The sequence below is a fragment of the Bacillota bacterium genome, from assembly GCA_013178045.1.
In the GTDB taxonomy this organism is placed as follows: Bacteria; Bacillota; Ch66; order Ch66; family Ch66; genus Ch66.
The window spans coordinates 122,900-149,167 of record JABLXP010000001.1; the positions used below are offsets into that span (position 1 = coordinate 122,900).

Sequence of the window (26,268 nt, forward strand, 5' to 3'; positions counted from 1 at the left end):
AAATGGACAACCTGACAAGAATTGTAAAAGAGTTAGCAAATGCGCCATCGGTTCTGATTTGTTCACACGTGATGCCGGATGGTGACAGTATTGGTTCCATGCTGGCACTGGGTTTAGCCATGGAGAAAATAAATAAAAAGGTCGTGATGGCAGCCAATGCTCCTATTCCGGATGTGTATCGTTTCCTGGCCGGCAGCCAGAAGGTCAGATTACCGGTAGAAGTGGTTGACATACCGCCAGTAGCGGTCATTCTAGACTGTACTGAGGAAGAACGGGTAGGAGATAAATTGCTTGACTTGATTAGACCGATCCCAGTGAAAATAAACATTGATCACCATATTAGTAATACCGGTTTTGGCGAATATCGCTGGGTTGACCCGGCGGCAGCGGCTACAGGCGAACTAATTTTTACCCTGTTAAAAACCATGGACGTGCCGCTTGATCCCCCCATAGCCACGGCTATTTATACAGCTCTGGTTATGGATACCGGCAGTTTTCAATATTCCAACACCACTGACCAGACCCACCGGATTGCGGCGGAACTACTTCTCCAAGGGGCTGACCTAGATGGGGTACGCGAATATCTGTTTGAAACTCAGCCGGTCGTGGTCCTGCGCTTGCTGGCGGAAGTGTTATCTAGCCTTCAATTATCTGAGGATGGATGGGTGGCCTGGATGGTAGTGACCCGAGAAAATGTTGAAAGTTTAGGAGTATCTAGTGAGCACTTCGAAGGAATAGTGAACTATCCCAAATCTGTAGCCGGGGTAGAAGTCGGACTCTTATTTCGTGAACTGGAACCAGGCAAAATCAAGGTCAGCCTTCGCTCCAAGCGGTTGGTAGACGTGAATAAACTGGCGGCCAGGTTTGGCGGAGGGGGGCATCAGCGGGCGGCCGGTTGTATAGTAATTGGCTCGCTGGCAGAGGTTGTTCAGCAAGTAGTTGCGGCAGCTAGGGAAGCAGTAGCCAAGGTTAAGACTAAAGAGCTCCGTTGATTTACACGGTACCGATGAATATTGGAAAGAGCAATCTCGGAACGGAGGTGGATGTGTCTACCTGAAGCACAGATATATGGATATACCAATCCAGAAGAAATATTTTTATGGTAACCAGGAGTATCTTATGGACGGACTGATCAACGTACTGAAACCGCCAGGTATGACCTCACACGATGTGGTTGATTACATCCGGCGGCTCCTAAAAACCAGAAAGGTGGGCCACGCCGGAACACTTGATCCCGGGGCGTCGGGAGTATTACCGGTTTGCGTTGGGCGAGCGACCCGTCTGGTTGAATTCATGAGTGAATGGACCAAAACTTATCGGGCAGAACTGGTCCTCGGGGTAAGTACTGATACCCAGGACGCTCAAGGACAAAGATTATCTGTGTGCGAAGTAACGGGCCTAACTGAAGGCGATGTTCAACAGGCAATGCGCAAGTTTATTGGTCTGATCGAGCAGACACCACCCATGGTTTCTGCTCTGCACCACCAGGGACGAAGACTTTATGAACTGGCGCGTGAAGGAAAAACAGTTGAACGGCAGCCAAGACGGGTGCAGATTTTTAAACTCGACCTCCTGCGATTTGAACCTAATTGGCCGCACCCCAGAGTACTGTTTGAAGTCAACTGTTCGAAAGGGACGTATGTGCGGACGCTCTGTGCTGATCTTGGTTTGCACCTCGGCTGTGGTGCTCACATGTCATTCCTGGTTCGTACTAGCGTCGGACCATTTGACTTAACCGAGGCTTATACTCTTGAAGAATTAGCGGACATGGTTAAAGATAAGAAAAACTTTTTTCTTCTTCCCATGACGTTAGCTGTTTACGAACTGCCAGCCCTCGTCATCAAGTCTGATGCCCGGCCGGCCCTGCAGAACGGTCAGACGTTAGCGGCATCTGATTTTTACGCCGCTGACGTTAACATAAAGTTAGGAACCGTAAAAATTATCACTCCAGAAGGTAACCTGGTCGCTCTGGGCCAAGTTGAGTTCGGCCAGAATAAGCAGTGGTGTTGCAAGCCGCTTAAGGTGTTAGATCCTTTACATAAATTAAGTTAGGTTAGGTAATAAAGCTGCTTAATTAGAATTTATAAGAAGAGGAGACAGAGTACATGAAAGTGGTTCAAGACCCACAAGAGATTGGGAAAAGTTACGAAAATGTAATGGTCGCTTTGGGCAACTTTGACGGAGTGCACCTGGGTCATCAGCGACTGATTAGAGACATGATCCAGGAAGCCCGCCAGGCTAAAGGTGCGGCAGTAGTCGTAACGTTTCATCCTCATCCCTTGAAGGTCTTACAGCCAGACAAAGCCCCCAGGTTACTCACAACCCTCGAAAGAAAAATTGAACTGATTCGTGGGTTAGAAGCCGATGTCCTGCTCCTGGTTCCTTTTACCCTAGAATTGGCCAGGCTTTCACCCCACACTTTTGTTCAGGATATTTTATACGATCGGCTTCAGGTTAGAAAGGTGTTTGTCGGTTTTAACTTTAATTTTGGCTATCGCGGGGCCGGTAACCCCGAGCTTTTACGAACGATGGGTGGACAACTCGGGTTTGACGTGGAAGTACTTCCGCCAATCACGGTCGAAGGGACAATTGTCAGCAGTACGGAAATTCGTCAGGCCCTGGAACTAGGAGATATTTTAAGAGCGCGTACATTTTTAGGATATTGGCCGATCGTGGAAGGTAAGGTGATTTCAGGTGACCAGCGGGGCCGGCAAATAGGGTTCCCGACCGCGAATGTGGCGATCGATCAGGAACTAATGCTACCCGGACGGGGTGTCTATGTTGCCAAGGTAAAGGTACGTGGAAAATGGTACGTCGGAGTAGTGAATATCGGAACCAAGCCGACATTCACCAATCTTGAAGTGTGGACGATCGAGGCCCATCTTCTGGACTTCTGCCAGACAATCTATGGAGAACGGATTGAGCTTCACCTGCTCCAAAAACTTCGCGATGAATGCAAATTTAACAGTGTAAATGACTTGGTCGAACAGATAAAGTTGGATATTGCTGAGGCCAGGGTGCTTACAAATACTGCTATGTTTAACCGGGCCCAGTCTAGATAGAAAGATACGGGATATTTATTTGCATCCATCTGATAATTATGCTACAATAAATTTCGGTAACGATTGCAAATCCTTGGAAAGGGGAGTTCGCTATGGCCCAGCCAGTTATTGACGACTCCCATCATGAATTGAGAAGGATTGTGCAGAAAATTTCCTATATTTGTACCAGCGATGAGTTTCAAGCTCTTAAGAAAGAACTTGAAACGCTGTATCGACGGTATGGGACGGAGCAGCCAGCCATCTCAGCCTTTCAAGATGCTTTATACACCTTGCTTGTTCAGGAAGAAATTGATCTTTTAAGGTCGAGGGCATATTGAGGTGAAGGATGGGTTTCCGTGAAGATCGTTATTACCGACCATGCCAAAAAAAGGCTGCGTGCTCTTCGACAAGAAAAGATTACCCCGGCTGATATTGTTAATTCTTCCTTGCAAATCCCGGGATTTATTCCTACAGCGACAAGATTTAGAGGATTTTTGGCTGAATCTGGACGAGTCTTCGATCTGGTGGTAAAAGATATTCCCGGCGGTCGATTAGTAATAACCGTAATCGGGAAATGAATTAAACGAGAACCGACGGCTAGGAATACCGATGCTCCGACGGTAATCTTGGCTTTCGGCGATTAAGTAAAAAGGAGGTGAAGTGAGTGGCTCTGGCGAAGGAACAAAAACAATTGATCATTAACCAGTTCAAAATTCACGAGAACGATACTGGCTCTCCCGAAGTGCAGATCGCTATTTTGACTGAACGGATCAACAGTTTAACCGAGCATCTGAAAATTCACAAAAAGGATCACCATTCCAGACGGGGCCTGCTCAAAATGGTTGGTCAGCGACGCGCACTGTTGAACTATCTTAAAGATAATGATGTTGACCGTTACCGGGCAATCGTTGAACGGCTAGGTCTGCGTCGTTAATAGCTTTTGTTACAGTTTAAAGAGCGCTTTGTCGCTCTTTTTCTGCTATACTTTATTTTGTTCTCGTCTCAACGTACGGTACCTTCTTAATTTATAAATGGTTGTTTTTGCTATTAGAAGGAAATAATATATCGTATGTCGAATCTTTCAGAGTTTGCAATAAAAACTTACATGACAACAAGGAAAGGAGGTAAAAATGATGCACACTTTTTCCACAACCCTGGGCGGTCGTCCACTGATTATCGAGTCAGGTAAGATGGCTAAGCAAGCAAATGGGTCAGTCCTGGTCAGATATGGGGATACCGTGGTTTTGGTTACGGCTACGGCTTCAGCCGAACCGCGGGAAGGGATAGATTTTTTCCCGCTCACCGTGGATTATGAAGAGAGGTTGTACGCAGTGGGTAAGATCCCAGGTGGCTTTATCAAGCGCGAAGGACGGCCAAGTGAAGCAGCGATTCTTTCTGCCCGGTTGATCGACCGGCCACTCCGCCCACTATTTCCGAAAGGTTTTCGCAATGATGTTCATATCGTGGCGACAGTGATGTCTGTCGACCAGGATAATGCACCGGACATAACGGCCATGATCGGGGCTTCTGCTGCCTTGATGGTCTCAGACATCCCGTTTCAGGGGCCGATCGGGGCAGTGGTGGTTGGTCGTGTTGACGGGGAGTTTGTCATCAACCCCACCAGGGTACAACTCGAAAAAACAGAGATGTATGTAACTGTAGCGGGAACGAAAGATGCCGTCATGATGGTCGAAGCCGGCGCTAATGAAGTGCCGGAGGATGTAATTCTGGAAGGGATCATGTATGGACATGAAGCAATCAAGGGGTTGGTTGATTTCCAGGAGGAGATCCGTCAAGCGATCGGGAAGCCGAAGCGAGAGGTTCCCTTGTACCAAATTGATCCCGAAATTGAGATGGCGGTTCGCGAGTATGCCACTGACAAGCTCAATTCCGTTATCCGCACAGCCGACAAGCTCTTGCGAGAGGAGCTAATTCAGGGAGTTAAGACGGAAACGCTCGAACATTTTTCAGAAACTTATCCTGACCAGCAAAAGCAGATTAAAGATGTGCTGGAAAAAATCATAAAGGAAATAGTGCGCCGCATGATCACGATCGAGCGAATCAGACCGGATGGTCGCCAACTGGACGAAATTCGACCGATCTCAGTAGAAGTGGGGGTTTTACCACGCACCCACGGTTCCGGTCTTTTTACCCGTGGTCAAACCCAAGTGCTTACGGTCTGTACACTCGGGGCTGTTGGCGACGAACAGATTCTCGATGGATTGGGCATTGAGGAATCAAAACGTTATATGCACCATTACAACATGCCTCCGTACAGTGTCGGGGAGGCCAGACCAATGCGGGGGCCAGGCCGACGGGAAATCGGACACGGCGCCTTAGCGGAGCGGGCCTTAGAGCCGATGATTCCCAACGAAGCCGAGTTTCCGTACACCATCCGGCTGGTTTCCGAGGTACTGGAGTCAAATGGTTCGACTTCCATGGGCAGCGTCTGCGGCAGCACTCTGGCCCTGATGGATGCGGGTGTTCCCATCAAGGCCCCAGTAGCGGGGATTGCGATGGGGCTGGTTAAGGAGGGCGACGAGTTTGCTGTCCTGAGTGATATCCAGGGGATCGAAGACGCGCTGGGAGATATGGACTTTAAAGTTGCTGGTACGAAAAAAGGAGTTACCGCTCTACAGATGGATATTAAGATCGCGGGGGTTAATCGAGCTATTTTGGAAAAGGCCTTGGCCCAAGCTCGAGCTGGCCGGTTGTTCATAATGGACAAGATGCTGGCGGTTATTGATCGACCGCGTCCTGATTTGTCACCTTACGCGCCGCGAATTATCACGGCGACAATCGATCCAGACAAAATTCGTGATGTCATTGGTCCCGGTGGCAAGACCATCAAAAAGATTATTGATGAAACCGGGGTCAGTATTGATATTGAGGATGATGGTCGTGTCTTTATTGCGGCGATTGACGCGGAAGCAGGTAAGGAAGCCTTGCGGATCATTGAAGCATTAACCCAGGAAGTCGAAGTTGGACGGACTTACCTGGGCAAAGTGGTTCGGCTCATGGATTTCGGGGCCTTTGTCGAAATTATCCCGGGAGTTCTGGGAATGCCTGGCAAGGAAGGGCTGTTGCACATCTCCCAATTGGCTGAGGAGCGGGTAGCTCGAGTCCGCGGCGTGGTCAGTGAGGGCGATGAAATCCTGGTGAAGGTAACTGATATTGACAAACAGGGGCGAATCAATCTATCGCGAAAGGAAGTTTTGCGCAGCCAGCGAAAACTTAGGGAAAAAGAAAAGAATTGATCAAAATAAACCGAGCCAACTCGGTTTATTTTATAGGGATATATTGGAAGCATAATTATAACCCGACCGACATACAGTTATGGCGATAGAATTCGCATGATATGGAGTGATCGGTGTGCGGTTTTATTATTTTTTTCAGTTCCGGCGGCTTAAACAACTGGCTTTATTCTTAATGATAATTGGTATCGCCCTAGAGGTAGTCTACCAGAGTTGGCGCGATCAGGCTACCTTATCAGTCACAAACCCCAACGGACCAATTCGCCGGGGAAATACCGGGCAAAGGGTGGTCGCTTTGACCTGCAATGTTGATTGGGGTGAGGAATATTTACCAGCTCTTTTGGAGATTCTGGCGAGCCAACAAGTCAAGGTCACCTTTTTTATTAGTGGGCGGTGGGCTGAGAGAAATCCTGAACTGACCAAGCAGATCGCCGCTGGTGGTCATGAGATCGGCAACCATGGATACTCCCACCCTCACCCGAATAATCTTTCCCGCGAACAATTAATACGAGAGATTCAAAGAACTCATGATACTTTAACCCGGATTACTGGTCAGCCAGTGAAGCTGTTTGCTCCTCCATACGGTGAATGTAGCCCGAAGGTAGTCAACACCACGGCTTCTCTTGGCTACCGGGTAGTCCTCTGGAGTTTAGATACCATCGATTGGCAAAAACCAGTTCCTTCAGTGATTGTTCAGCGCGTGGTACCGCGAATCCATAATGACGCGATCATCTTGATGCATCCAACCTTCCCAACGGTTAAAGCTTTACCCCAGATTATCGACCAGCTCCGAAAGCAGGGCTATGAGTTTAAAACTGTTTCAGAAATCAGTTCTTTTCTATCCTGATTAAAGGAATTTGTCGGATTAGTCGCGAATTACATTTAAATGGGCAAATTAAGGAGGAATGGTATGCTGGACTACCGAAAAGAGATTCTTCCTAATGGAGTAAGAATAGTCACCGAGGAGATTCCGTACATACGTTCAGTCGCGATAGGAATATGGGTTGGTGTTGGTTCACGGGACGAAGACGAACACAACAACGGAGTCTCTCATTTTATCGAACACCTCTTATTTAAGGGAACAAAAAACCGAACAGCCAAGCAAATCGCGGAAGCCTTGGAGGCGGTAGGGGGACAGCTCAACGCTTTTACAACTAAAGAATATACCTGTTACTATGCTCGTGCTTTGGATGAACATTTTGATCTTGCGGTAGACATACTTTCAGATATATTTTTTAATTCTCTGTTCGATCCCAAGGTAATCGATACCGAGCGCAATGTCATCCTGGAAGAGATCCATATGTATGAGGACTCTCCCGATGAGCTCATTCATGACCTCTTTGCCCAGGTGATTTGGCAAGGACATCCACTGGGACGGCCGATCCTGGGTACCATGGCTACGGTTAGTAGCTTGACCCATGCTGATATTATAAATTATTTCCAAAAACATTATGTCCCTGAGGATGTAGTCATCGCTGTGGCTGGCCGAGTAGAACATGCTGCGGTTATGGATAAGTTGGGTCCGGTATTTGGGGCATGGGAAAGGGAACGTGTTCCCAAAAACGCTGAAGCACCGGTAGCCCGGGCGACAACAGTGATGAGTGAAAAGAAGACGGAGCAGATCCAGATTTGTTTGGGTACACCCGGGGTGGCGCAGACTGATGACCGCCTGTATATCCTGCATGTGTTGAACAACGTTTTAGGGGGAGGAGTAAGTTCTCGTTTATTTCAGGAGATTAGAGAAGAACGCGGACTGGCTTACTCTGTGTATTCTTATCACTCGGCTTATCGGGACAGTGGTTTATTTAGCATTTACGCCGGGACAAGCCCAAATAATATGGAAATGGTGCTTGAACTAATCATGGAAGAAATAAGCAAAATCAAGCGGGAAGGGATTACTCAGGCAGAAATAGAACGGACAAAAAACCAGATTAAGGGTAATCTGTATCTTGGTCTGGAGAATGTAAACAGTCGAATGAGCCGCCTGGGCAAGTCTGAACTGTGTTACGGGCGGATCATTTCGCCGGATGAGGTGATCGCCAAGATCGAGAAAGTGACTGCCGATGATCTGATCAATTTAGCCCGGGAGATGTTTAACGTGAACAAGTTTGCTCTAGCGACGATCGGTCCAAAACGTGAGACACCGGCTGATATGGGCTTTTGGTTAAACAAGGCTGGGTTATAACATTTGGGGGGAACCATTGTGTCAGCAACAATAACGGTAAAAGTGAAAAAACTGTCTCCCCGGGTGGGGAGTGAATTTGAACTACCCTGCTATGCGACACCTGGTTCGGCAGGTATGGATTTATGCGCCTGCCTGGACCAGCCAGTGATTATCAGATCGGGAAAGAGGGCGGTTATTCCCACGGGGTTAGCCTTCCAACTGCCTGAACAGGTTGTCGGGCTGATTTTTTCCCGGAGTGGACACGGTCGCCATCATGGAGTTAAGCTGGGTAACAGTGTTGGGGTTTTAGACTCGGACTATATTGGCGAGGTTCAAGTTGTATTAGAGAATGGCGGCGAAGAAGATTTTACGGTTAAACCGGGGGATCGCATCGCCCAGATTGTGTTTATGCCGGTGTTTTCCGCCCAGCTCCTGGTGGTGGATGAATTGAATCAGACTGAACGGGGAGCCGGCGGGTTTGGCTCTACCGGTGTTGTTGGCAAAAAGAAATCGCCTTAAGGCGGTTTATTTTGTGCACATAACCCGGGTCAGATCAACATATGGATGAAGTAGTGCAAGTTAACCATTAGTGGGAGGGCCCGGCTATGCGGCTGAGCGAACTCGTTGGCAAGGAGATTGTCAATATCTATGATGGAGTCCGACTGGGGGTTGTGGGTGATTCCGACCTGATGATTGATCCCGAAACCGGCCAAATCCAGTCAATCATTTTGCCGAACCGCACTAATTTCGTTAACTTTTGGGTTGACCGGCAGCACCTGGTGATCCCCTGGGAAGCGGTCCGCAAGATTGGCACGGAAGTGATCATTGTGGACCTTGATCATACACACGTCCGTTTGCGGCGATATTTGGGGTAATTCACTTAATCCTAACCGCTGCTGGACGGTGTTTTTTTTATTACCTGTTTGGTCTTTTGTGTTTGTTTACACATTTATTGACATAAAAAGACTTTTGTACGAGAATAATCTTTAAAGATGGACAAGGTTGGAAGGAGAGACAAGCATGACCGAACAAATTCGGGTTGTGGTTACGGGGGCATATGGCAAAATGGGTCGAGAAGTTGTAAAATCAGTGGTTGGTGACCCAACCCTAAAATTAGTTGGCGCTGTTGATGTTAAGGGTAAAGGAACTGATGCCGGTTATCTTGCGGGAATTGATCCGGTTGGTGTGGCGATTTCTACTGACCTGGAAGGGTTGTTAAACGAGGTGCAGGCTGAAGTTTTGATTGATTTTACCAATCCCCAGGCGGTGCTGCGTAACATTCAAATCGCCTTGAATAAAAAAGTCTGCCCGGTTGTGGGAACGACAGGAATGACAGAAGATGATCGTCAAGCAGTAGCCAAGCTGGCCGAAGAAGTTGGCGTGGGAGTGGTGATCGCGCCTAATTTTGCCTTGGGAGCAGTCTTAATGATGCGTTTTGCCAAGGAAGCGGCTCGCTATTTTCCCCATGTGGAGATCATTGAATTACATCACGATCAAAAAGTGGACGCCCCATCGGGAACTGCCCTACGTACCGCTGAACTAATTTCGGAAGAGCGAAAACCGCATCATCAGGGGGCGATCAACGAGTATGAGAAAATAAAAGGAGTCCGGGGTGGCAACTTTGAGGGCATGAGGATTCACAGTATTCGCCTGCCTGGACTGGTGGCCCATCAGGAGGTCATCCTAGGGGGGAATGGACAGACTCTGTCTATTCGCCACGATTCTATCCATCGGGAATCTTTTATGCCCGGTGTTCTGCTGGCTGTGCATAAAGTTCAACAGGTCAAAGGAGTCATTTATGGTCTGGAAAATTTATTGGATTTATAATGATTTATAATTTGGGAGGGTTTAAAAGCAATAAATAGTGACTAATTGAATATGGAACAGGCATTAACAAGCACCTCCTGATCGCGTGACTCATATATTGGTAGTGGGCATAGAGAACCAATACTAGGAAGGGGAGCCACCGGGAAAAGGAGGGTAGAGAATGAGTGCAAATTTAACCGGTCTTAAAATAGCAGTATTGGGTGGAGACGACCGTGAACTGGTCTTAATCCCGGAATTGATGAAACTGGGAGCACTGGTTTCGGTAGCAGGTTTCCCTCCCAGGCCAGAACTTGCTAACGCTAGACTAATCGAAACGGTTGAGGCAGCTATTCATGGAGTAGATGCAATCATCCTTCCGATGCCAGGAATAGATGCAAGCGGCAATATTCGTGCTGTCTACGCGACTCGTAAGCTGGCGTTAACGGAGGAAATTGTCAGACAAATTCCAGCCGATACCCCAATCATTATCGGAGTGGCGCGGCCAATTTTACGCGAATGGGCAAACAAGTATCGTTTGCACCTGATTGAAATCGCTGAAATGGACGAAGTCGCGATCTTAAATTCTGTTCCTTCGGCGGAAGGGGCGATTCAGATTGCGATGGAAGAACTGCCGATCACCATCCATAGTAGTCAGGCGTTTGTGTTGGGCTTTGGACGAACCGGTAAAACTCTGGCCCGAATGCTGCAAGGGATCGGGGCACACACGACGGTTGTGGCTCGAAAAAAGGCCGATTTAGCGCGGATTTGGGAGATGGGATTTCGCGGCTTAACTTTTACCGAGCTAACTCAGTATATCCAAGAGGCAGAGATTATCTTCAACACGGTGCCGGCCATGGTACTTGATGAAGAGATTCTCCGAAAGGTTAACCGTGAGGCCTTAATCGTTGACCTGGCTTCCACCCCCGGGGGAACAGATTTCCTAGCCGCAGAGCGGTTGGGAATTAAGGCGATTCTGGCGCCAGGGCTACCTGGAAAAGTAGCACCCAAAACGGCTGGGCTGATCCTGGCCCGAGTCATTCCACCACTCATTGTCCGCGAAGTTGCCAGGGCACAAAAGCGTTTGCTTTTTAGTTGAGGCACGTGGGAGGTGCTGCACATGCGTTTGGCAGGGGTTAAAATTGGCTTTGTTATGACCGGCTCGCACTGTACAATCCCTGAGGTCTTGCCGGAGGTAGAAAAACTTATCACCGAGGGAGCAGAAATAATCCCGATTTTTTCCTATACAGTTAACTGTACTGATACCCGTTTTGGAAAAGCTGAACAGTGGCGAAAGTGGTTTGAAGGGATAAGTGGTCGTCAAGTGATCGCCTCAATTGTTGATGCCGAGCCGATTGGACCACAAAAGCTGTTGGATTTAATCGTGGTGGCGCCCTGTACTGGCACTACCCTGGCCAAGTTAGCTAATGGGATTATTGATACCCCAGCTTTGATGGCTATTAAGGCCCATCTGCGTAACCAGCGGCCAGTGGTAATTGCGATCTCGACAAATGATGGATTGGGGCTCAACGCTAGAAATTTAGGAATATTAATGAACCTGAAGAATATCTACTTTGTCCCCTTTGGGCAGGATAATCCCCAAGAAAAGGCCAATTCCCTTGTGGCCCACATGGATCTAATCGTGGAGACAACGATCCTGGCTCTACAGGGTAAGCAGATTCAACCTATCCTAATCAGCCCAAAAGTGCACCAGAATAGTTGTGCCAATTAGACATTGGGGATTTTTTTGTAGCCGGTCGTAAAATATTGTACCCCTTCCGAAACGGTTATGCTAAAATTATAAAAACAATAAAATCTACCCGCAGTAGGAGGTAACAACAATGAAAAAATATAACGTGGCGGTAGTTGGGGCGACCGGTGCTGTCGGGCAGGAAATGCTGAAGGTACTGGCGGAGCGAAATTTCCCAGTAGGAGAGGTTAAGATGCTGGCCGACCCCCGAGAAGAGGGCACTAAAATTACCTTCAAGGGTCAGGAATATACCGTTTTTGGTGCAGAGCCAGAATCTTTTAATAATGTGCAAATCGCTTTGTTTGCCGCGGGAGAAGTAGTCAAAGAATTAGCCCCGGCAGCAGTAAAAAAAGGTGCGGTTGTAATCGACAATAGTAGTACTTTTCGACTTGATCCCGCTGTTCCACTGGTGGTGCCGGAGGTTAATCCAGAAGACGTTCGACAGCACCAGGGGATTATTGCCAACCCAAACTGCTCAACCATCATTATGGTTGTTGCTCTCAAGCCAATTCATGATGCAGCTGGGATTAAACGGGTGGTTGTTTCAACCTACCAGGCAGTATCAGGAGCGGGAAAAGCTGGCATTGAAGAACTAAAACTGCAAACCCCAAAAGTTTTGGCCGGCGAGCCGATTCAGCCGGATGTTTTCCAGTATCAGATTGCATTTAATTTAATCCCCCATATTGATATTTTCGTGGAAAAAGATTACACCAAAGAAGAAATGAAGATGGTTTATGAAACCCGGAAGATTATGCATGAACCCGATATGGCCATTACTGCGACCACGGTGCGGGTGCCGGTCTTCCGCAGCCATTCTGAATCGGTAAACATCGAAACCGAAAAGAAAATTACTGCTGAGGAAGCACGCGAGATCCTGTGCCGGGCTCCAGGAGTGATTGTTTTAGATAACCCGGCAAAAAAAGAATATCCGATGCCGATCATTACTTCAGATACCGACGAAGTTTATGTTGGACGCATTAGAGAAGATATATCGATCGATAAAGGTTTAAACCTCTGGGTCGTGGCCGATCAAATTCGCAAGGGGGCGGCCACCAATGCGGTCCAGATTGCAGAAATACTGGTGAAGGAGAACTTGCTCTAACCTCAGACTGATTTTTAGTTTTCATAAACTACCCCAGACTAAATCTAGGAGGGTGGCCTAGTTGCGAATTATAGTCCAGAAATTTGGAGGGTCTTCAGTTGCTTCCCCAGCCCAGCGGCAACAGGTCGTTAAGAAGATAATTTCCGCGGTCCAGGAAGGATACTCTCCTGTAGTCGTAGTTTCGGCGATGGGACGCAAAGGTGATCCATACGCGACAGACACGTTTATTGGATTGGTAAAAGAGATTACCAGTGATTATCCAGCCCGAGAAATGGATATTCTTATGTCGTGCGGCGAAATCATTTCGGCAGCAGTAATGGTAGCTACTCTAAGGAAAATGGGTTACGAGAGTTGCTTATTAACCGGCCGTGACGCTGGCATTATCACTGACAAAAATTTTGGGGACGCCCGGATCATCAAAGTACTACCTCAGCGTATTTTTGAACTCCTCCAGGAGAAGAAAATCGTCGTTGTTACCGGCTTCCAGGGCGTCACAGAGGACGGAGATATTACTACGCTAGGCCGGGGGGGGAGCGATACAACGGCTTGTGCACTCGGGGTGGCGCTGGATGCAGAAGTTATTGATATTTATACCGATGTGGAAGGAATTATGACGGCGGATCCCCGAATTGTTGAAGACGCAAAGCTGCTCGACACCGTTACCTACAACGAGATCTGCCAGCTAGCGCATCAGGGGGCGAAAGTAATTCACCCGCGGGCAGTGGAAATTGCGATGCAGAAAAATATTCCGGTGCGAGTGCGGTCGACCTTCTCGGATCACCCGGGTACTCTGGTGAGTAACCTGGGTGGAGGCAATGAATTGGGGACTGACATCAGGAACGACCGGCTGGTCACCGGTATCACCCAGATTCCTAATATTACTCAAATCCGTATCTTGACGCGAGAAGTTTCTGAACCAGCAGGGCTGGAATTAAAAATTTTTAAAGCTATGGCGCTGGCAGGAATCAGCGTTGACTTTATCAACGTTACTCCCGAAGCAGTGTTGTTTACGGTCAAAGAGGAACAGGCAGAGAAAGCAGTGCAAATCTTGCAGAATATGAATTTTATACCCCAGGTTCGCCACGGTTGTGCTAAGGTCTCAGTAGTTGGGGCGGGCATGGCGGGCATTCCCGGCGTTATGGCGGCGATTGTCGAAGCACTTACTCGAGAAGGCATTCAAATCCTTCAGTCCTCGGATTCTCACACCACCATCTGGTGTCTGGTAGAGCGGGAGGACATGGAAAGGGCTGTCCGAGCTTTGCACCAGCAGTTTAAACTCGGTCAGTAAAGATATTTAATTTGATTGGGCGGTGAAAGAAATGACCGATTTCGGGCGTGTCTTAACGGCAATGGTTACACCGTTTGATTCGTCTCTCCAGGTGGATATCCCCGGAGCCCAAAAGCTGGCCCGGCACCTGGTTCAGACCGGATCAGACACCTTGGTGGTCGCCGGAACGACCGGCGAGTCGCCTACTTTAACCTACCAAGAAAAACTAGACCTTTTTGCCGCGGTGAAAGAAGCTGTTGGCAGCAAGGCCAAGGTGATTGCCGGCACCGGCAGCAATGATACCGCGAAAGCTATTGAGTTGAGCGCAGAAGCCGCCAAACTCGGTGTTGACGGTCTCATGCTGGTAACCCCTTATTACAACAAACCTTCACAGGAAGGTTTGTACCAGCATTTTTTGGCGGTAGCCAAAAAAGTAGACCTGCCAATTATGATGTACAACGTTCCCGGACGGACTGCTACCAACCTTTTACCCAGCACTGTGGCCAGACTAGCCCAAATTGACAATATTGTCGCCCTTAAAGAGGCTGCAGGCAGCCTTGACCAGCTATCTGACCTGATGCGTGTTGTACCACCGGCATTTTCTATCTATTCAGGGGATGATTCGTTAACCCTGCCCATGCTGGCGGTTGGGGCCCGCGGCATCGTCAGTGTGGCCTCCCACCTCGTTGGCCAGCGTTTGCAGGAGATGATTTCTGCGTATATCAAGGGCGATGTTACCAAAGCCAGAGAGATTCATCTCGAACTCTTCCCTCTCTTCAAGGTCTTGTTCATTACCTCAAACCCAGTGCCAGTAAAAAAAGCTTTAAATCTTCTAGGTTTACCAGCAGGTGGGCTTAGATTGCCACTGGTTGAGGCAACCCCGCAGGAAACGGAGCAAATCCGGGATGTGCTTCAGCAATTGAAGTTAATTTAAATTGTAGTTAATTATTCAAGAGAAGGTGAAATAATTAACAGCAAGGGAAGTATTTTGCTTCCCTTGCTGTTGTTATTAGGGCAACATTTGTGACAATTTGAATATAATCCGATTAAGACAATCCAACGACTTGGCTTGTACCCGATCGGGGCATAATGTATAATAAATAGAGAATGCACGGTGCGGTAGGTTAGAGAATACCTGTTCTATCAACATTTGCCCAAAATAATCGGTAAGGTCGGATGATTCAGTTATATGAACGGGAGACTTCAATGAATTACTTACGCACATGGTTCGGATGATTTAAGATATATGGAGGTGAATTGATGGCAGAAAAAAAACTAAATATTATTCCACTGGGCGGACTCGGTGAAATTGGTAAAAACATAATGGTAGTTCGGTATGATAACCACATCATTGTTATTGATGCGGGCCTTATGTTTCCGGAAGATGAAATGCTGGGTATTGACATTGTCATCCCCGATATTACCTATCTCAAGGAGAATCGGGAACTGGTTAGAGGCATCATATTGACCCATGGCCATGAAGACCATATTGGTGCCCTGCCATATGTTTTGAAAGAATTGCCCGTACCGGTTTATGGCACCCAGCTGACCCTGGGACTATTGCAGGGTAAATTGAAGGAAAACGATGTGCAAGGTGATTTGCGCTGTGTTAAGCCGCGCGACGTGCTGAATCTAGGGCCTTTCCGGGTGGAATTCTTTAGAGTCAGTCACAGCATTGCCGACTCGGTTGGCCTGGCCATCCATACGCCGGTAGGGACAATCGTTCACTCCGGTGATTTTAAGGTTGACCAAACCCCAGTTGACGGAGTAGTCATGGATTTTCACAAGCTGGCTGAATTAGGTGACCACGGTGTTCTGGTTCTTTTGGCTGACAGCACCAACGCGGAACGGCCCGGATACACGATGTCAGAGCGGGTCGTCGGCGAAACGTTTGATGAAACTTTCCGGACAGCGAAAGAGAGGATTATTATCGCGACGTTTGCTTCGAACGTCCACCGGTTGCAACAGGCCATCACGACGGCCCACAAGTACCAACGGAAAGTTGCCGTGGTTGGTCGCAGCATGGTCAATGTGGTAAATGTGGCTTCGGAGTTGGGTTACTTAACTATTCCTGCGGATACACTGGTTGATGTTGAAGATCTTAATCGAGTGCCCAGGAATAAACTGGCCATTCTCACCACCGGGAGCCAGGGTGAGCCAATGTCTGCTTTGACCAGAATGGCGATGGCCGACCATCGCTGGGTGGAGATTGTTCCCGGTGATACGGTGATCATTTCAGCGATTCCCATCCCGGGTAATGAGAAACTGGTGGCGCGAACGATTGACCTTCTCTTCCGACAGGGAGCAGAGGTGATCTACGAGTCGGTTTCGGGAATCCACGTTTCTGGCCATGCCAGTCAGGAAGAGCTAAAACTGATGATCAATCTGGTCCGCCCCAAGTTCTTCGTACCGGTTCATGGAGAATACCGACATTTGATTAAACATGCTCAACTCGCGCAGAAGCTGGGTATACCGCGAGAAAATATTTTTGTGGCTGAGAACGGGCAGGTACTGGAATTCACCCGCCACAGAGGTTCAATCAGCGGCCGGGTGACGGCTGGCCGGGTTCTGGTTGATGGACTGGGGGTTGGTGATGTTGGTAATATTGTCTTGCGTGACCGCAAGCAGTTGTCTCAGGACGGGATTATGGTCGTTGTTGTAACGATCGATAAGGAATGCGGTTGTGTCATTGCTGGTCCAGATATAGTATCGCGTGGGTTTGTTTATGTGCGTGAGTCAGAAGGATTGATGGAAGATGCCCGAGAACGAGTTCGTCTAGCCCTGGAGAAATGTGAAGACCGAAAAATAACCGAATGGGCGGCGATCAAGTCAAACATCCGGGATGTGCTCGGCAAGTTCTTATATGAAAAAACCAGAAGACGTCCCATGATCTTACCGATAATCATGGAAGTATAGAAGATATGCAGGATCAACCTGCGTATCTTTTTTTGCTGAAATCGCATACTAGAACTGTTAATGGAAAGATTAAGGAGAGTGGGAAATCGTATGGATGGTTGGTTTGCGAATTTGTCAAATTTGTCAGATAGCCTGAGTTCTGAGAGGACGGCGCAGAACGAACCGGTGGCACCGGCTGAAGCTCCAAAGGGGCGAAAGAAACAAGCGGGAAAAAAACTCGAGGCAGTCAAGGAGTTGGGCCAACTGGATGTCCCAGAGATGAAGAGTAATATCCACTGCATGCCGATTGTCGGACAGATCGAAGGGCACCTGGTCTTGCCACCCCAAAATAAGACCACTAAATATGAACACGTCATTCCTCAACTGGTGGCTGTGGAGCAAAACCCGGAAATCGAAGGTATGCTGGTGATTTTGAACACGGTGGGAGGCGATGTGGAAGCTGGCCTAGCCATCGCCGAGATGATCGTCAGCATGTCAAAACCAACGGTTTCCCTGGTACTGGGCGGAGGACATTCGATTGGTGTCCCGATTTCGGTGGCATCCAACTATTCATTTATCGCCGAAACCGCGACCATGACCGTTCACCCGATCAGACTGACCGGCCTGGTCATTGGCGTGCCGCAAACATATGAGTACTTGGACAAGATGCAGGACAGGGTCGTCCGCTTTGTTACTGAGCACTCCAAGATTGATGATAAAAAGTTTCGTGAACTGATGTTCAGGACCGGCGAGCTAGCCAGGGATATCGGCACTGTTTTAGTAGGTAAAGACGCGGTTGAAGTCGGCCTGATCGATGAAGTTGGGGGACTGGCCAAGGCAGTAGCCAAGCTGAAGGAATTAATCCGCCTCCACAAAGAAAGGAATCAGGGGGTACCGATTCAATGATTTTATACACCGCCCTGCCAATCGAACTGATTCTGGAAGGCTCTGAGTGTGAGCGTAAATTCCGACAAATTGAGCTCGATGGCGTCAAGCTGCTGGTGGAGGCGACCGGTGAAGAAGAGGGCCGGATTGTCCAGGTGCTCAGTTCCGATCCCAACGATTTTCTCAATCCATCGTTTCAGCCCGGCCAAACCGTGAAATTTTATTCTTGCGCTGCGGTGGTGGATTAAGCGACCATGCGCCGTGTCATGCGAAATCACGTTGTAGGAAAAAATTCGCTTCAGTACCTCTACCAAACCGTCAGTCCAGTGAAAGTCATTAGGAATTACCTGATCATCACGTTGGGCCGAATTTGCCCTTCACTGCGGCTGAAAAATTTCCTGTACCGGTTTTTTTTGAAGATGCAGATTGGCCAGGATGTTTCCCTGGGTCTGCACATGATGCCGGATGTTTTCTTTCCCGAAAAGATATCAATTGGGGAAAACACGATCATCGGATATAACACTGTGATTTTGACCCACGAGTATTTGCTTAACGAGTGGCGGGTCGGGCGGGTGGAGATCGGGAAAAATGTGCTGATTGGTGCTAACAGTACTATTCTACCTGGAATAAGCGTCGGGGACAATGCGGTGGTGTCGGCAGCGTCCCTGGTGAATAAAGATGTTCCCGCTGGCGCTTTTGTCGGCGGAGTGCCGGCCAGACCAATCCCGCGGAAGATCAGTCAGAAGATTCCAGAAAGGGTTTAGTTAGGTATTTATGCTCTTCCAGGGGCTATTTTAAAGCTATAACTGCCATGTTGCCTTGACTAGTGAATTACCATTATTAGCCTTTCTCTTGGTGCGGGAGAAAGGTTTTAATTTTTCTCATCGTGTTTTAGTTGATGATGGAATCCTCTTCATGGAGTAAATAAGGAAATTGTGGTATAATTGGCCTGTGTATACCAGTTTCTGTTAACATTATGGGGGGATGGTCATGAGTCGACCAGTGCGAATCGCGAAAGCGCCTCGTTCAAGACATAAGTATGAAATTCTAGGTTTGACTCTTGTGGCTGTAGGAGTATTGGCTCTGGTTAGTTTATTCAATTTGGCCGATTCGAACAGTGGGACCGGCCGGGTCGGCACCTGGTTGGCTACTCTGCTGGTGAAACTGGGTGGACAGGGAAAATATCTTCTGCCATTGGCTATCGGGTGGTTGGGGGTACAAATGATTCGTCTTCGCTCTAACCCGTTTAGGTTAACTTCCACTTACGTACTAGTTGTGACTTGTTGTTTAGCTATTCTGACGTTCTTGCATTTACAACTGCCCTTCGACCAGTACTGGTCGAGGGGCTGGGAGGGCCAGGGTGGAGGGATTCTAGGAGCGGTAATTGCCTATCTCTTCACGAAAGCCTTTGGACTGTTGGGCACTTACATCGTGCTGGGAACATTCTGTCTGGCCGCTGTCGTATCAGCAACCGATCTTTCCCTGGTGGCCATGGTTCAGCGCTTGCTTCACTTGGTCGGGTGTTCGTATCAGAAGGCCCGTGAACACTTGGCAAATTTTCTCTTTGTCGTGGTAGATGAAGAGGAAGAAGTAGATAAGAACAAAGAGGTTCAGCCAGTGATGGAGGAGCGGGAACCGATTATTATTGACCACGGCGAGGTGGTGACGGGTCCGTCTATCCAAGCAGTTTCCAGTAAAGACAAGACCGGGCAAAAGCCGGCCCGGAAAGACCTGCCGACGCCCAAATCACCTCCCCGGGCAGCCAACCAGCTTGTTGAGGTTGAGCCGCCAGCTATGGGCATCTTTGTTCTTCCACCACTGAGCTTGCTCGATAATTCACTGCGGGTTAAGAATACCAGACTTAATAAAGATATTACTGACAACATTCGCATTCTGGAAGAAACTCTTGACAGTTTCGGGGTCCGGGCAAAAGTGACGCAGGTCAATCGGGGACCAACCATCACCAGGTATGAAATGCAGCCGGCTCCTGGGATCAAGGTGAGTAAAATTGTTAGTCTGGCCGATGATATCGCTCTCAGCTTGGCTGCTCCCGACGTGCGGATCGAAGCTCCCATTCCCGGTAAAGCAGCCGTAGGGATCGAGGTTCCCAATAAGGAAATTACCCTGGTTAATTTTCGGGAAGTTTTGGAAAGCCAGGAGTGGCAGGAAAGCTCTTCTAAATTGACGGTTGCACTGGGGAAAGATATCGCGGGCAACGCTGTGGTAGCCGATTTAACCAAAATGCCGCATCTGTTGATCGCCGGCGCCACTGGATCAGGTAAGAGCGTGTGTATGAATACCCTGATTGCCAGCCTGCTATTCCGAGCAACACCTGACGAAGTCAAATTTTTAATGTTTGACCCCAAGATGGTGGAGTTAACCACTTACAACGGAATTCCGCATTTGATCACTCCAGTTGTGACCAATCCCAAAAAGGCAGCGGTGGCCTTGCGCTGGGTGGTGACGGAAATGGAAAAGCGGTACGAAAAGTTTGCTACCAGCGGCACTAAAGATATGGTGCGGTATAATCAATTAAAACTGAAAGAAAATCAGCCCCATCTTTGTTTGCCCTATATCGTGGTGTTGATTGATGAGTTGGCTGACCTGATGATGATTGCCCCAGCCGATGTGGAAGACGCGGTCATCAGGCTGGCTCAAATGGCTAGGGCAGCGGGAATTCACTTGGTCTTGGCTACGCAGCGGCCATCCGTCGACGTTATTACGGGCTTAATCAAGGCGAATATTCCGTCGCGGATCGCTTTTGCGGTTTCCTCTCAGATCGATTCGCGAACGATACTGGATATGAACGGAGCGGAAAGATTACTGGGACGCGGGGATATGTTGTTCATGCCAGTGGGAGCGCCGAAGCCAATCCGAGTCCAGGGAGCTTATATCTCTGACCGTGAGGTAGAGCAGATCGTAAATTTCTTGAGGAAACAGGGCCGTCCCCAATATGTTGAGGGTATCACTAATGTTGATCCGAGCAGTAGTGCGGAGCAGATGCAGGAAGATGAGTTGCTACCGGAGGCAGTTCGGTTATTCATCGAAGCTGGCCAGGCTTCGATCTCCTTATTGCAGCGGCGCTTCCGGATCGGTTACACCCGGGCTGCTCGCTTAATCGACATGATGGAAGAGCGGGGAATAATTGGTCGGTACGAGGGGAGTAAACCGCGAGAAGTTTTGATGACTATAGAACAGTATGAGAACACATTTGGTAAGTTTTAATCAGCGGCAAAAAGTTTGAAATAGATTTCCCTGGGTGATATACTGAGGGAAAAAGAAGAGGGTTTAATAACCATATGTCACCCTAATCACCACGACGGCAGAGTTAGGAGGACAACAACTGGTTTTAGATGGTTATGCATAAAATAATCACCGCTGAAGAAGCAGTAAAATTGACTAATCAGATTTTTGTAGATGTCCGTTCGGAAAGTGAGTTTGCGGAAAACACGTACCCGGGGGCGGTCAATCTACCAGTATTAAACGATCAGGAGCGGGTACAAGTCGGTACTATTTATCATCAAGTCAGCCCCCAAGCCGCCAAGATTAAGGCACTGGAGATCATCGCACCGAAATTGCCAGGTCTGGTAGCTCAGATCGCGGAGTGGAGTCAAAAAGGGGAAGTAGTCCTCTTTTGCTGGCGGGGGGGCATGAGGAGTCAGGCCCTGGCTACAGTCTGCGACTTGATGGGGATTCCGGTTCGGCGTCTAGCCGGAGGGCTCAAAGGATATCGACGCTTTGTCAATGCCTACCTGAATAATTTAGAGCTACAAGCAGAGATAGTCGTTTTACATGGTTTAACCGGGGTAGGCAAGACAGATATGCTCAAGGAACTCAGTAAGCTTGGGGTGGCGACGATAGATCTGGAGGGATTGGCACATAATCGGGGCTCTGTTTTTGGTGATATTGGGATGCCTCCCCCTCCGAGTCAAAAAAGTTTTGAGGCCGCGCTGGTCCAACATTTGATTCGCTTTGCTCCAGAGCGGTTTATCGTGGTTGAGTGTGAAAGCAGACGGATTGGCCGCAATGTAATACCTGAGCGATTTTTTGCAGCCATGCAGGCTGGTCGCCACATATTGCTGTATGATACCCTGGAGAATCGGATCAACCGGTTAGTCAAAGTATATGTAGATGATGACCAGGACAATCTCCATGAACTGCAGGCGGCGGTGACAGCCTTAGAAAAACGACTGGGGAAGAAAAAGGTGGCGGAGCTCAACGAATTGATCCGTTCCCGAGATTTTACCACTGTGGTAAAAGTGTTGTTGCTTGAGTACTATGATCCTCTGTATAATTATCCGAGTGGCCCAAGTCCGGAATATGAGTTGTGTGTTGACGCGGGAAATATTCAGGCCGGGGCGGCCCAAATTAATGAGTATCTGAATTCAGTAGCGTCTGACTAAATATGTTAATTATCGGAAGGAGGTTAAGGGTTGGTGAATATTGGTGATCAGTTAAAGGAGGCGCGCCAGCGAAAAGGGTTGACGATAGCTGAGGCGGAGATGGCTACTAAAATCAGAGGAAAATACCTGCGGGCTCTGGAAGAGGGAGCTTATGAAGAACTTCCAGCCCGGGTCTATTCTGTTGGCTTCCTCAGAACGTACGCCCGGTTTCTCGGCATCAATCCAGAGGAACTGGTTGAGGAGTTCAAAGCCATTTCCGCTGATCCAGAACGACCGGCCAACCTTGAGCCTGTGGTAAATAAGGAGCCTTTCGGCTGGCGGATTAATTCTCGGCAGCTCCGGTTTGGCTTGATTGTTGGTATAGCGGTGATATTGCTGGGGATACCGGTATATTGGCTCAGCAGGGGACATTCTTCTACGAAAATGCCACCAGCGTCCAGTCAGATAACGAGTGTTAACCAGCCTGATCCGGCAGCAGTTCAGCCTATTCAAGAACCCAGCCCTGCCCCACCGACCAATTCAGTTCAACCGGCCCGCCCGACCCAGCCAGTCAACGGGAGAATTACTTTGGAACTGTTAGCTCAAGAAAACACCTGGGTTCAGGTGGCGGTTGATGGCGTTAATACTTTTACAGGCAAGCTGACACCAGGGGAACGCAAATTGTTCAGCGGTAATGAGCGCGTGTGGATGTTGATCGGTAACGCTGGGGGAGTGGAATTGATTAAGAACGGGACCAGCTTAGGTTTCCCAGGGAAAAAAGGCCAGGTGGTCCAACAAGAGTTTCGTGTAGATAATAATTGAACTTGAATGAGGGGATACAATTGACTGTTAAAGTTGGGGTAGTCAGCTTAGGTTGCCCAAAAAATCTTGTTGACTCCGAGGTAATGCTGGGCTTTTTAACTAAGCAAGGTTATGAGATTACCAACAGGGAAGATGCGGCTGATGTGTTAATCGTCAATACCTGTGGATTTATTGAAGCCGCAAAAGAGGAGTCGATCCACCAGATCCTGGAGTTAGCGAAGTGGAAGAGTGAGGGGCAGTGTCATGGTTTAATCGTGACGGGTTGCCTGGCCCAACGTTATAGTAACGAACTCCTAGCTGAGTTGCCGGAGATCGATGCGGTTGTTGGCACTGGCGAGTTTTCTCGCATTGCTCAGGTTGTTGAACAAGTGCTGCAAGGAAAAAGAGTTGCCTTCATTGATCAACCCCAGTTTATATATGGCCATCAGACACCGCGCCGTTTGACGACCCCGCGCCACTATGCATATCTTAAAATCGCTGAAGGGTGTGATAATCGCTGCTCTTATTGCATTATTCCTGCTATCCGGGGTAATTACCGCAGTCGTCCCCTGGAATCCGTGCTGGCCGAAGCCGAGGCTTTAGTCGGGCAGGGAGTTAAAGAGATTATTCTGATTGCCCAGGATACCACCTGCTATGGGGTAGATATTTATGGGAAAAGCCGGCTTCCTGATTTGCTGCGGAGTCTGGCTCGACTCAAGAACCTGGAATGGGTCAGGTGGCTTTACGGCTATCCGGGTCGGATTACTGATGAGCTAGTTGAAACAATGGCCAGTGAACCCAAGGTGTGTAATTACCTGGATCTTCCTTTGCAACACGCTGATCCGCGTGTGTTAGCCCGGATGAACCGGCCAGTGAATCTGGAACCAGTCAAAGCTTTACTGCATAAAGTTCGGCAAAGGCTTCCCGATGTAGCCATTCGTACCTCTTTTATTGTGGGATTTCCCGGTGAGACGGAACTTGAGTTTGCTCATTTGCTCAATTTCGTTCAGGAAATGCGATTCGATCGCGTCGGAGTTTTTACCTACTCAGCGGAGGAAAATACCCCGGCGGCTAGCTTGCCTGAACAAGTGGAAGAAGAAATCAAGCAGCGTCGGTATCATCAACTGATGCAGCTGCAGCAAGATATTTCGCGGCAGAAAAATCAAGCCTGGATCGGACGAACCGTACCGGTTCTGATCGAAGGACAAACTGAAGGTGATTCCCGTATGTATTACGGACGGACAGAACGGGACGCCCCCGGGATTGATGGAATGGTTTATATTCCGTCAGCCCCAGTTCAGGCAGGCGATATGGTGCTGGTGAGGATCACCGGCGCGACTGAATATGACTTAATTGGAGAGGTTGTTTTATGAATCTACCTAATCTCTTAACATTGCTCAGGATTTTCCTGGTCCCAGTTTTCATGCTGATCTTGTTGATCAGAATTCCTTACGGTGAATATATCGCCGCGGGCATCTTTATCCTGGCGGCTAGCACTGATGGTTTGGATGGCTATATTGCGCGCAGTCGCCACCAGGTAACCCGGTTTGGAAAATTAATGGACCCTCTGGCTGATAAGTTACTGGTCTCAGCTGCGCTGATCTCCCTGGTGGAATTGCAACAAATTTCGGCCTGGATTGCGGTAATCATTATTGGACGGGAATTTGCCGTTTCCGGTTTACGGTCGGTTGCGGCGGCTGAGGGAGTGATTATCGCGGCCAGTAAACTGGGTAAGGCAAAAACAATTACCCAAATCGTGGCGATTACGGTGATCCTTTTGAATGATTTCCCGTTCAGTCTGATTAGTTTTCCGATCGGCGAAGCCGCAATGATGGTTGCTGTAGCATTTACTGTAATTTCAGGAATCGATTATTTTATTAAGGCGAAAAAAACACTGCGACTTTACATGGAATAGATCGTTTTTTCTCAGTTTTTGTAAATTCTCCTGTTGAACCGGATTCACAGTTAATGATATAATTTGTCTGAGTTATTAATTAAAACAGGAGGAAAATGAAGCCATGTTCAAACACAAGGGGTTTGTTCTACTGATGGTAACACTGCTTGTGGCCAGCTTGGTGTTAGGGGTAGTCGGGTGCGGTCAGAAAACCGAACCACCTAAAGAGCCTGCTAAACAAGCCGGCGAGCCGGCCAAACAACCGTCCAAGAAACTAGTGGTAGGAACGGATGCCACTTATCCACCCATGGAGTTTCATGAAAAGACCGGAGATAAGGATGTTATTGTCGGGTTTGACATTGATTTTGCCACGGCTCTGGCCAAGGAAATGGGTATGGAAGTAGAATTCAAGGACACTGCTTGGGACGGGATCATTCCAGCTCTGCAGGGCGGGAAGTTTGATATGATCGTCTCTTCAATGACCATTACTGATGAACGGAAGAAGACGGTAAACTTTTCTGATCCCTATTTTGAGGCTGGCCAGATAATCGCTGTACGACCTGATAACACAACGATCACCAAACTAGAAGACCTAGCGGGGAAACGCATCGGTGTCCAGATCGGCACCACTGGTGATGAAATGGCAACGAAGGAGACGAAGGGAAAGGTCCAGCGATTTAACACGATTAGTGATGCGTTCATGGCCCTGGAGCAAGGTCGCGTTGACGCGGTTTTAAACGATAAACAGGTGGCCGAGTATTACATTAAGAAGGGAGCCAAGGTGAAGACGGTTGGTCCGCTCTACTCTAAAGAATACTACGGGATCGCGATCAAGAAAGAGAACACCGAATTGTTGAAACAAGTCAATGATGCCCTGAAGAAGCTGAAAGACAGCGGCAAATACCAGGAGATTTATAACAAGTGGTTTGGCAAATAAGCAGATTTAGATATATTCTTAATCCAGATGGTTTAAGCAACCGGTGAGCATCCTCACCGGTTTTCACTTGATCGATTCGATTAGTAAGGGGAG

At 48.4% G+C, this 26,268-nt stretch carries 27 protein-coding genes; all 27 read left to right on the plus strand.

The window, feature by feature from the left end; genetic code table 11:
• The first annotated feature begins 2 nt into the window (after positions 1-2).
• On the plus strand, positions 3-992 hold the full coding sequence (locus tag HPY81_00670; GenBank protein NPV25972.1) for a bifunctional oligoribonuclease/PAP phosphatase NrnA: 990 nt from the start codon (positions 3-5) through the stop codon (positions 990-992).
• 127 nt (positions 993-1,119) lie between these two features.
• Positions 1,120-2,052 (plus strand): tRNA pseudouridine(55) synthase TruB, encoded by a 933-nt coding sequence (truB, locus tag HPY81_00675; GenBank protein ID NPV25973.1) that lies wholly within the window; start codon positions 1,120-1,122, stop codon positions 2,050-2,052.
• Between the two features lie 53 nt (positions 2,053-2,105).
• Positions 2,106-3,062 (plus strand): bifunctional riboflavin kinase/FAD synthetase, encoded by a 957-nt coding sequence (locus tag HPY81_00680; GenBank protein NPV25974.1) that lies wholly within the window; start codon positions 2,106-2,108, stop codon positions 3,060-3,062.
• Between the two features lie 92 nt (positions 3,063-3,154).
• Positions 3,155-3,379 (plus strand): hypothetical protein, encoded by a 225-nt coding sequence (locus HPY81_00685; GenBank protein ID NPV25975.1) that lies wholly within the window; start codon positions 3,155-3,157, stop codon positions 3,377-3,379.
• A gap of 18 nt (positions 3,380-3,397) precedes the next feature.
• Positions 3,398-3,619: a hypothetical protein gene (locus HPY81_00690; GenBank protein ID NPV25976.1), complete on the plus strand. Its 222-nt coding sequence runs from the start codon at positions 3,398-3,400 to the stop codon at positions 3,617-3,619.
• A gap of 86 nt (positions 3,620-3,705) precedes the next feature.
• The gene (rpsO, locus tag HPY81_00695) at positions 3,706-3,975 is read left to right on the plus strand and encodes a 30S ribosomal protein S15 (protein ID NPV25977.1); all 270 of its coding nucleotides are present in this window, start codon (positions 3,706-3,708) and stop codon (positions 3,973-3,975) included.
• Positions 3,976-4,174: 199 nt separating this feature from the next.
• Positions 4,175-6,298, plus strand: coding sequence for a polyribonucleotide nucleotidyltransferase (locus HPY81_00700; GenBank protein ID NPV25978.1), 2,124 nt, complete (start codon positions 4,175-4,177; stop codon positions 6,296-6,298).
• A 172-nt stretch (positions 6,299-6,470) separates the two neighbouring features.
• Entirely contained in the window at positions 6,471-7,142 is a 672-nt protein-coding gene (locus HPY81_00705) for a polysaccharide deacetylase family protein (protein NPV25979.1), read from the plus strand.
• Between the two features lie 63 nt (positions 7,143-7,205).
• Positions 7,206-8,480 (plus strand): insulinase family protein, encoded by a 1,275-nt coding sequence (locus HPY81_00710; GenBank protein ID NPV25980.1) that lies wholly within the window; start codon positions 7,206-7,208, stop codon positions 8,478-8,480.
• A gap of 30 nt (positions 8,481-8,510) precedes the next feature.
• Entirely contained in the window at positions 8,511-8,978 is a 468-nt protein-coding gene (gene dut, locus HPY81_00715) for a dUTP diphosphatase (protein NPV25981.1), read from the plus strand.
• Positions 8,979-9,064: 86 nt separating this feature from the next.
• Positions 9,065-9,334: a YlmC/YmxH family sporulation protein gene (locus HPY81_00720; protein ID NPV25982.1), complete on the plus strand. Its 270-nt coding sequence runs from the start codon at positions 9,065-9,067 to the stop codon at positions 9,332-9,334.
• A 145-nt stretch (positions 9,335-9,479) separates the two neighbouring features.
• Positions 9,480-10,286 carry a 4-hydroxy-tetrahydrodipicolinate reductase gene (locus HPY81_00725; protein NPV25983.1) on the plus strand — a complete coding sequence of 269 codons (807 nt, stop codon included), beginning with the start codon at positions 9,480-9,482 and terminating at the stop codon, positions 10,284-10,286.
• Positions 10,287-10,446: 160 nt separating this feature from the next.
• Complete coding sequence (dpsA, locus tag HPY81_00730; protein ID NPV25984.1) at positions 10,447-11,361, plus strand: dipicolinate synthase subunit DpsA; 915 nt, start codon at positions 10,447-10,449, stop codon at positions 11,359-11,361.
• 21 nt (positions 11,362-11,382) lie between these two features.
• On the plus strand, positions 11,383-11,994 hold the full coding sequence (locus tag HPY81_00735; GenBank protein ID NPV25985.1) for a dipicolinate synthase subunit B: 612 nt from the start codon (positions 11,383-11,385) through the stop codon (positions 11,992-11,994).
• A 109-nt stretch (positions 11,995-12,103) separates the two neighbouring features.
• On the plus strand, positions 12,104-13,114 hold the full coding sequence (locus HPY81_00740; GenBank protein NPV25986.1) for an aspartate-semialdehyde dehydrogenase: 1,011 nt from the start codon (positions 12,104-12,106) through the stop codon (positions 13,112-13,114).
• A 61-nt stretch (positions 13,115-13,175) separates the two neighbouring features.
• Positions 13,176-14,402: an aspartate kinase gene (dapG, locus tag HPY81_00745; protein NPV25987.1), complete on the plus strand. Its 1,227-nt coding sequence runs from the start codon at positions 13,176-13,178 to the stop codon at positions 14,400-14,402.
• 31 nt (positions 14,403-14,433) lie between these two features.
• A complete protein-coding gene (dapA, locus tag HPY81_00750) occupies positions 14,434-15,315 on the plus strand; it encodes a 4-hydroxy-tetrahydrodipicolinate synthase (GenBank protein ID NPV25988.1) in 882 nt (293 codons plus the stop codon).
• Positions 15,316-15,638: 323 nt separating this feature from the next.
• A complete protein-coding gene (locus HPY81_00755) occupies positions 15,639-17,297 on the plus strand; it encodes a ribonuclease J (GenBank protein NPV25989.1) in 1,659 nt (552 codons plus the stop codon).
• A 90-nt stretch (positions 17,298-17,387) separates the two neighbouring features.
• On the plus strand, positions 17,388-18,182 hold the full coding sequence (locus tag HPY81_00760; protein ID NPV25990.1) for a translocation-enhancing protein TepA: 795 nt from the start codon (positions 17,388-17,390) through the stop codon (positions 18,180-18,182).
• Complete coding sequence (locus tag HPY81_00765; protein NPV25991.1) at positions 18,179-18,409, plus strand: hypothetical protein; 231 nt, start codon at positions 18,179-18,181, stop codon at positions 18,407-18,409. Before HPY81_00760 ends, HPY81_00765 begins: the two co-directional genes overlap by 4 nt.
• Before the next feature lie 6 nt (positions 18,410-18,415).
• Positions 18,416-18,925: an acyltransferase gene (locus HPY81_00770; GenBank protein NPV25992.1), complete on the plus strand. Its 510-nt coding sequence runs from the start codon at positions 18,416-18,418 to the stop codon at positions 18,923-18,925.
• Positions 18,926-19,145: 220 nt separating this feature from the next.
• A complete protein-coding gene (locus tag HPY81_00775; GenBank protein NPV25993.1) occupies positions 19,146-21,386 on the plus strand; it encodes a DNA translocase FtsK in 2,241 nt (746 codons plus the stop codon).
• A gap of 134 nt (positions 21,387-21,520) precedes the next feature.
• Positions 21,521-22,564 (plus strand): tRNA 2-selenouridine(34) synthase MnmH, encoded by a 1,044-nt coding sequence (gene mnmH / locus HPY81_00780; GenBank protein ID NPV25994.1) that lies wholly within the window; start codon positions 21,521-21,523, stop codon positions 22,562-22,564.
• Positions 22,565-22,597: 33 nt separating this feature from the next.
• The gene (locus HPY81_00785; GenBank protein NPV25995.1) at positions 22,598-23,365 is read left to right on the plus strand and encodes a helix-turn-helix domain-containing protein; all 768 of its coding nucleotides are present in this window, start codon (positions 22,598-22,600) and stop codon (positions 23,363-23,365) included.
• A 20-nt stretch (positions 23,366-23,385) separates the two neighbouring features.
• Positions 23,386-24,717, plus strand: a complete 1,332-nt coding sequence (gene rimO / locus HPY81_00790) for a 30S ribosomal protein S12 methylthiotransferase RimO (GenBank protein ID NPV25996.1) — start codon at positions 23,386-23,388, stop codon at positions 24,715-24,717.
• Positions 24,714-25,259: a CDP-diacylglycerol--glycerol-3-phosphate 3-phosphatidyltransferase gene (gene pgsA / locus HPY81_00795; protein NPV25997.1), complete on the plus strand. Its 546-nt coding sequence runs from the start codon at positions 24,714-24,716 to the stop codon at positions 25,257-25,259. Before rimO ends, pgsA begins: the two co-directional genes overlap by 4 nt.
• A gap of 103 nt (positions 25,260-25,362) precedes the next feature.
• A complete protein-coding gene (locus tag HPY81_00800; GenBank protein NPV25998.1) occupies positions 25,363-26,175 on the plus strand; it encodes a basic amino acid ABC transporter substrate-binding protein in 813 nt (270 codons plus the stop codon).
• The last annotated feature ends 93 nt before the right edge of the window (positions 26,176-26,268 follow it).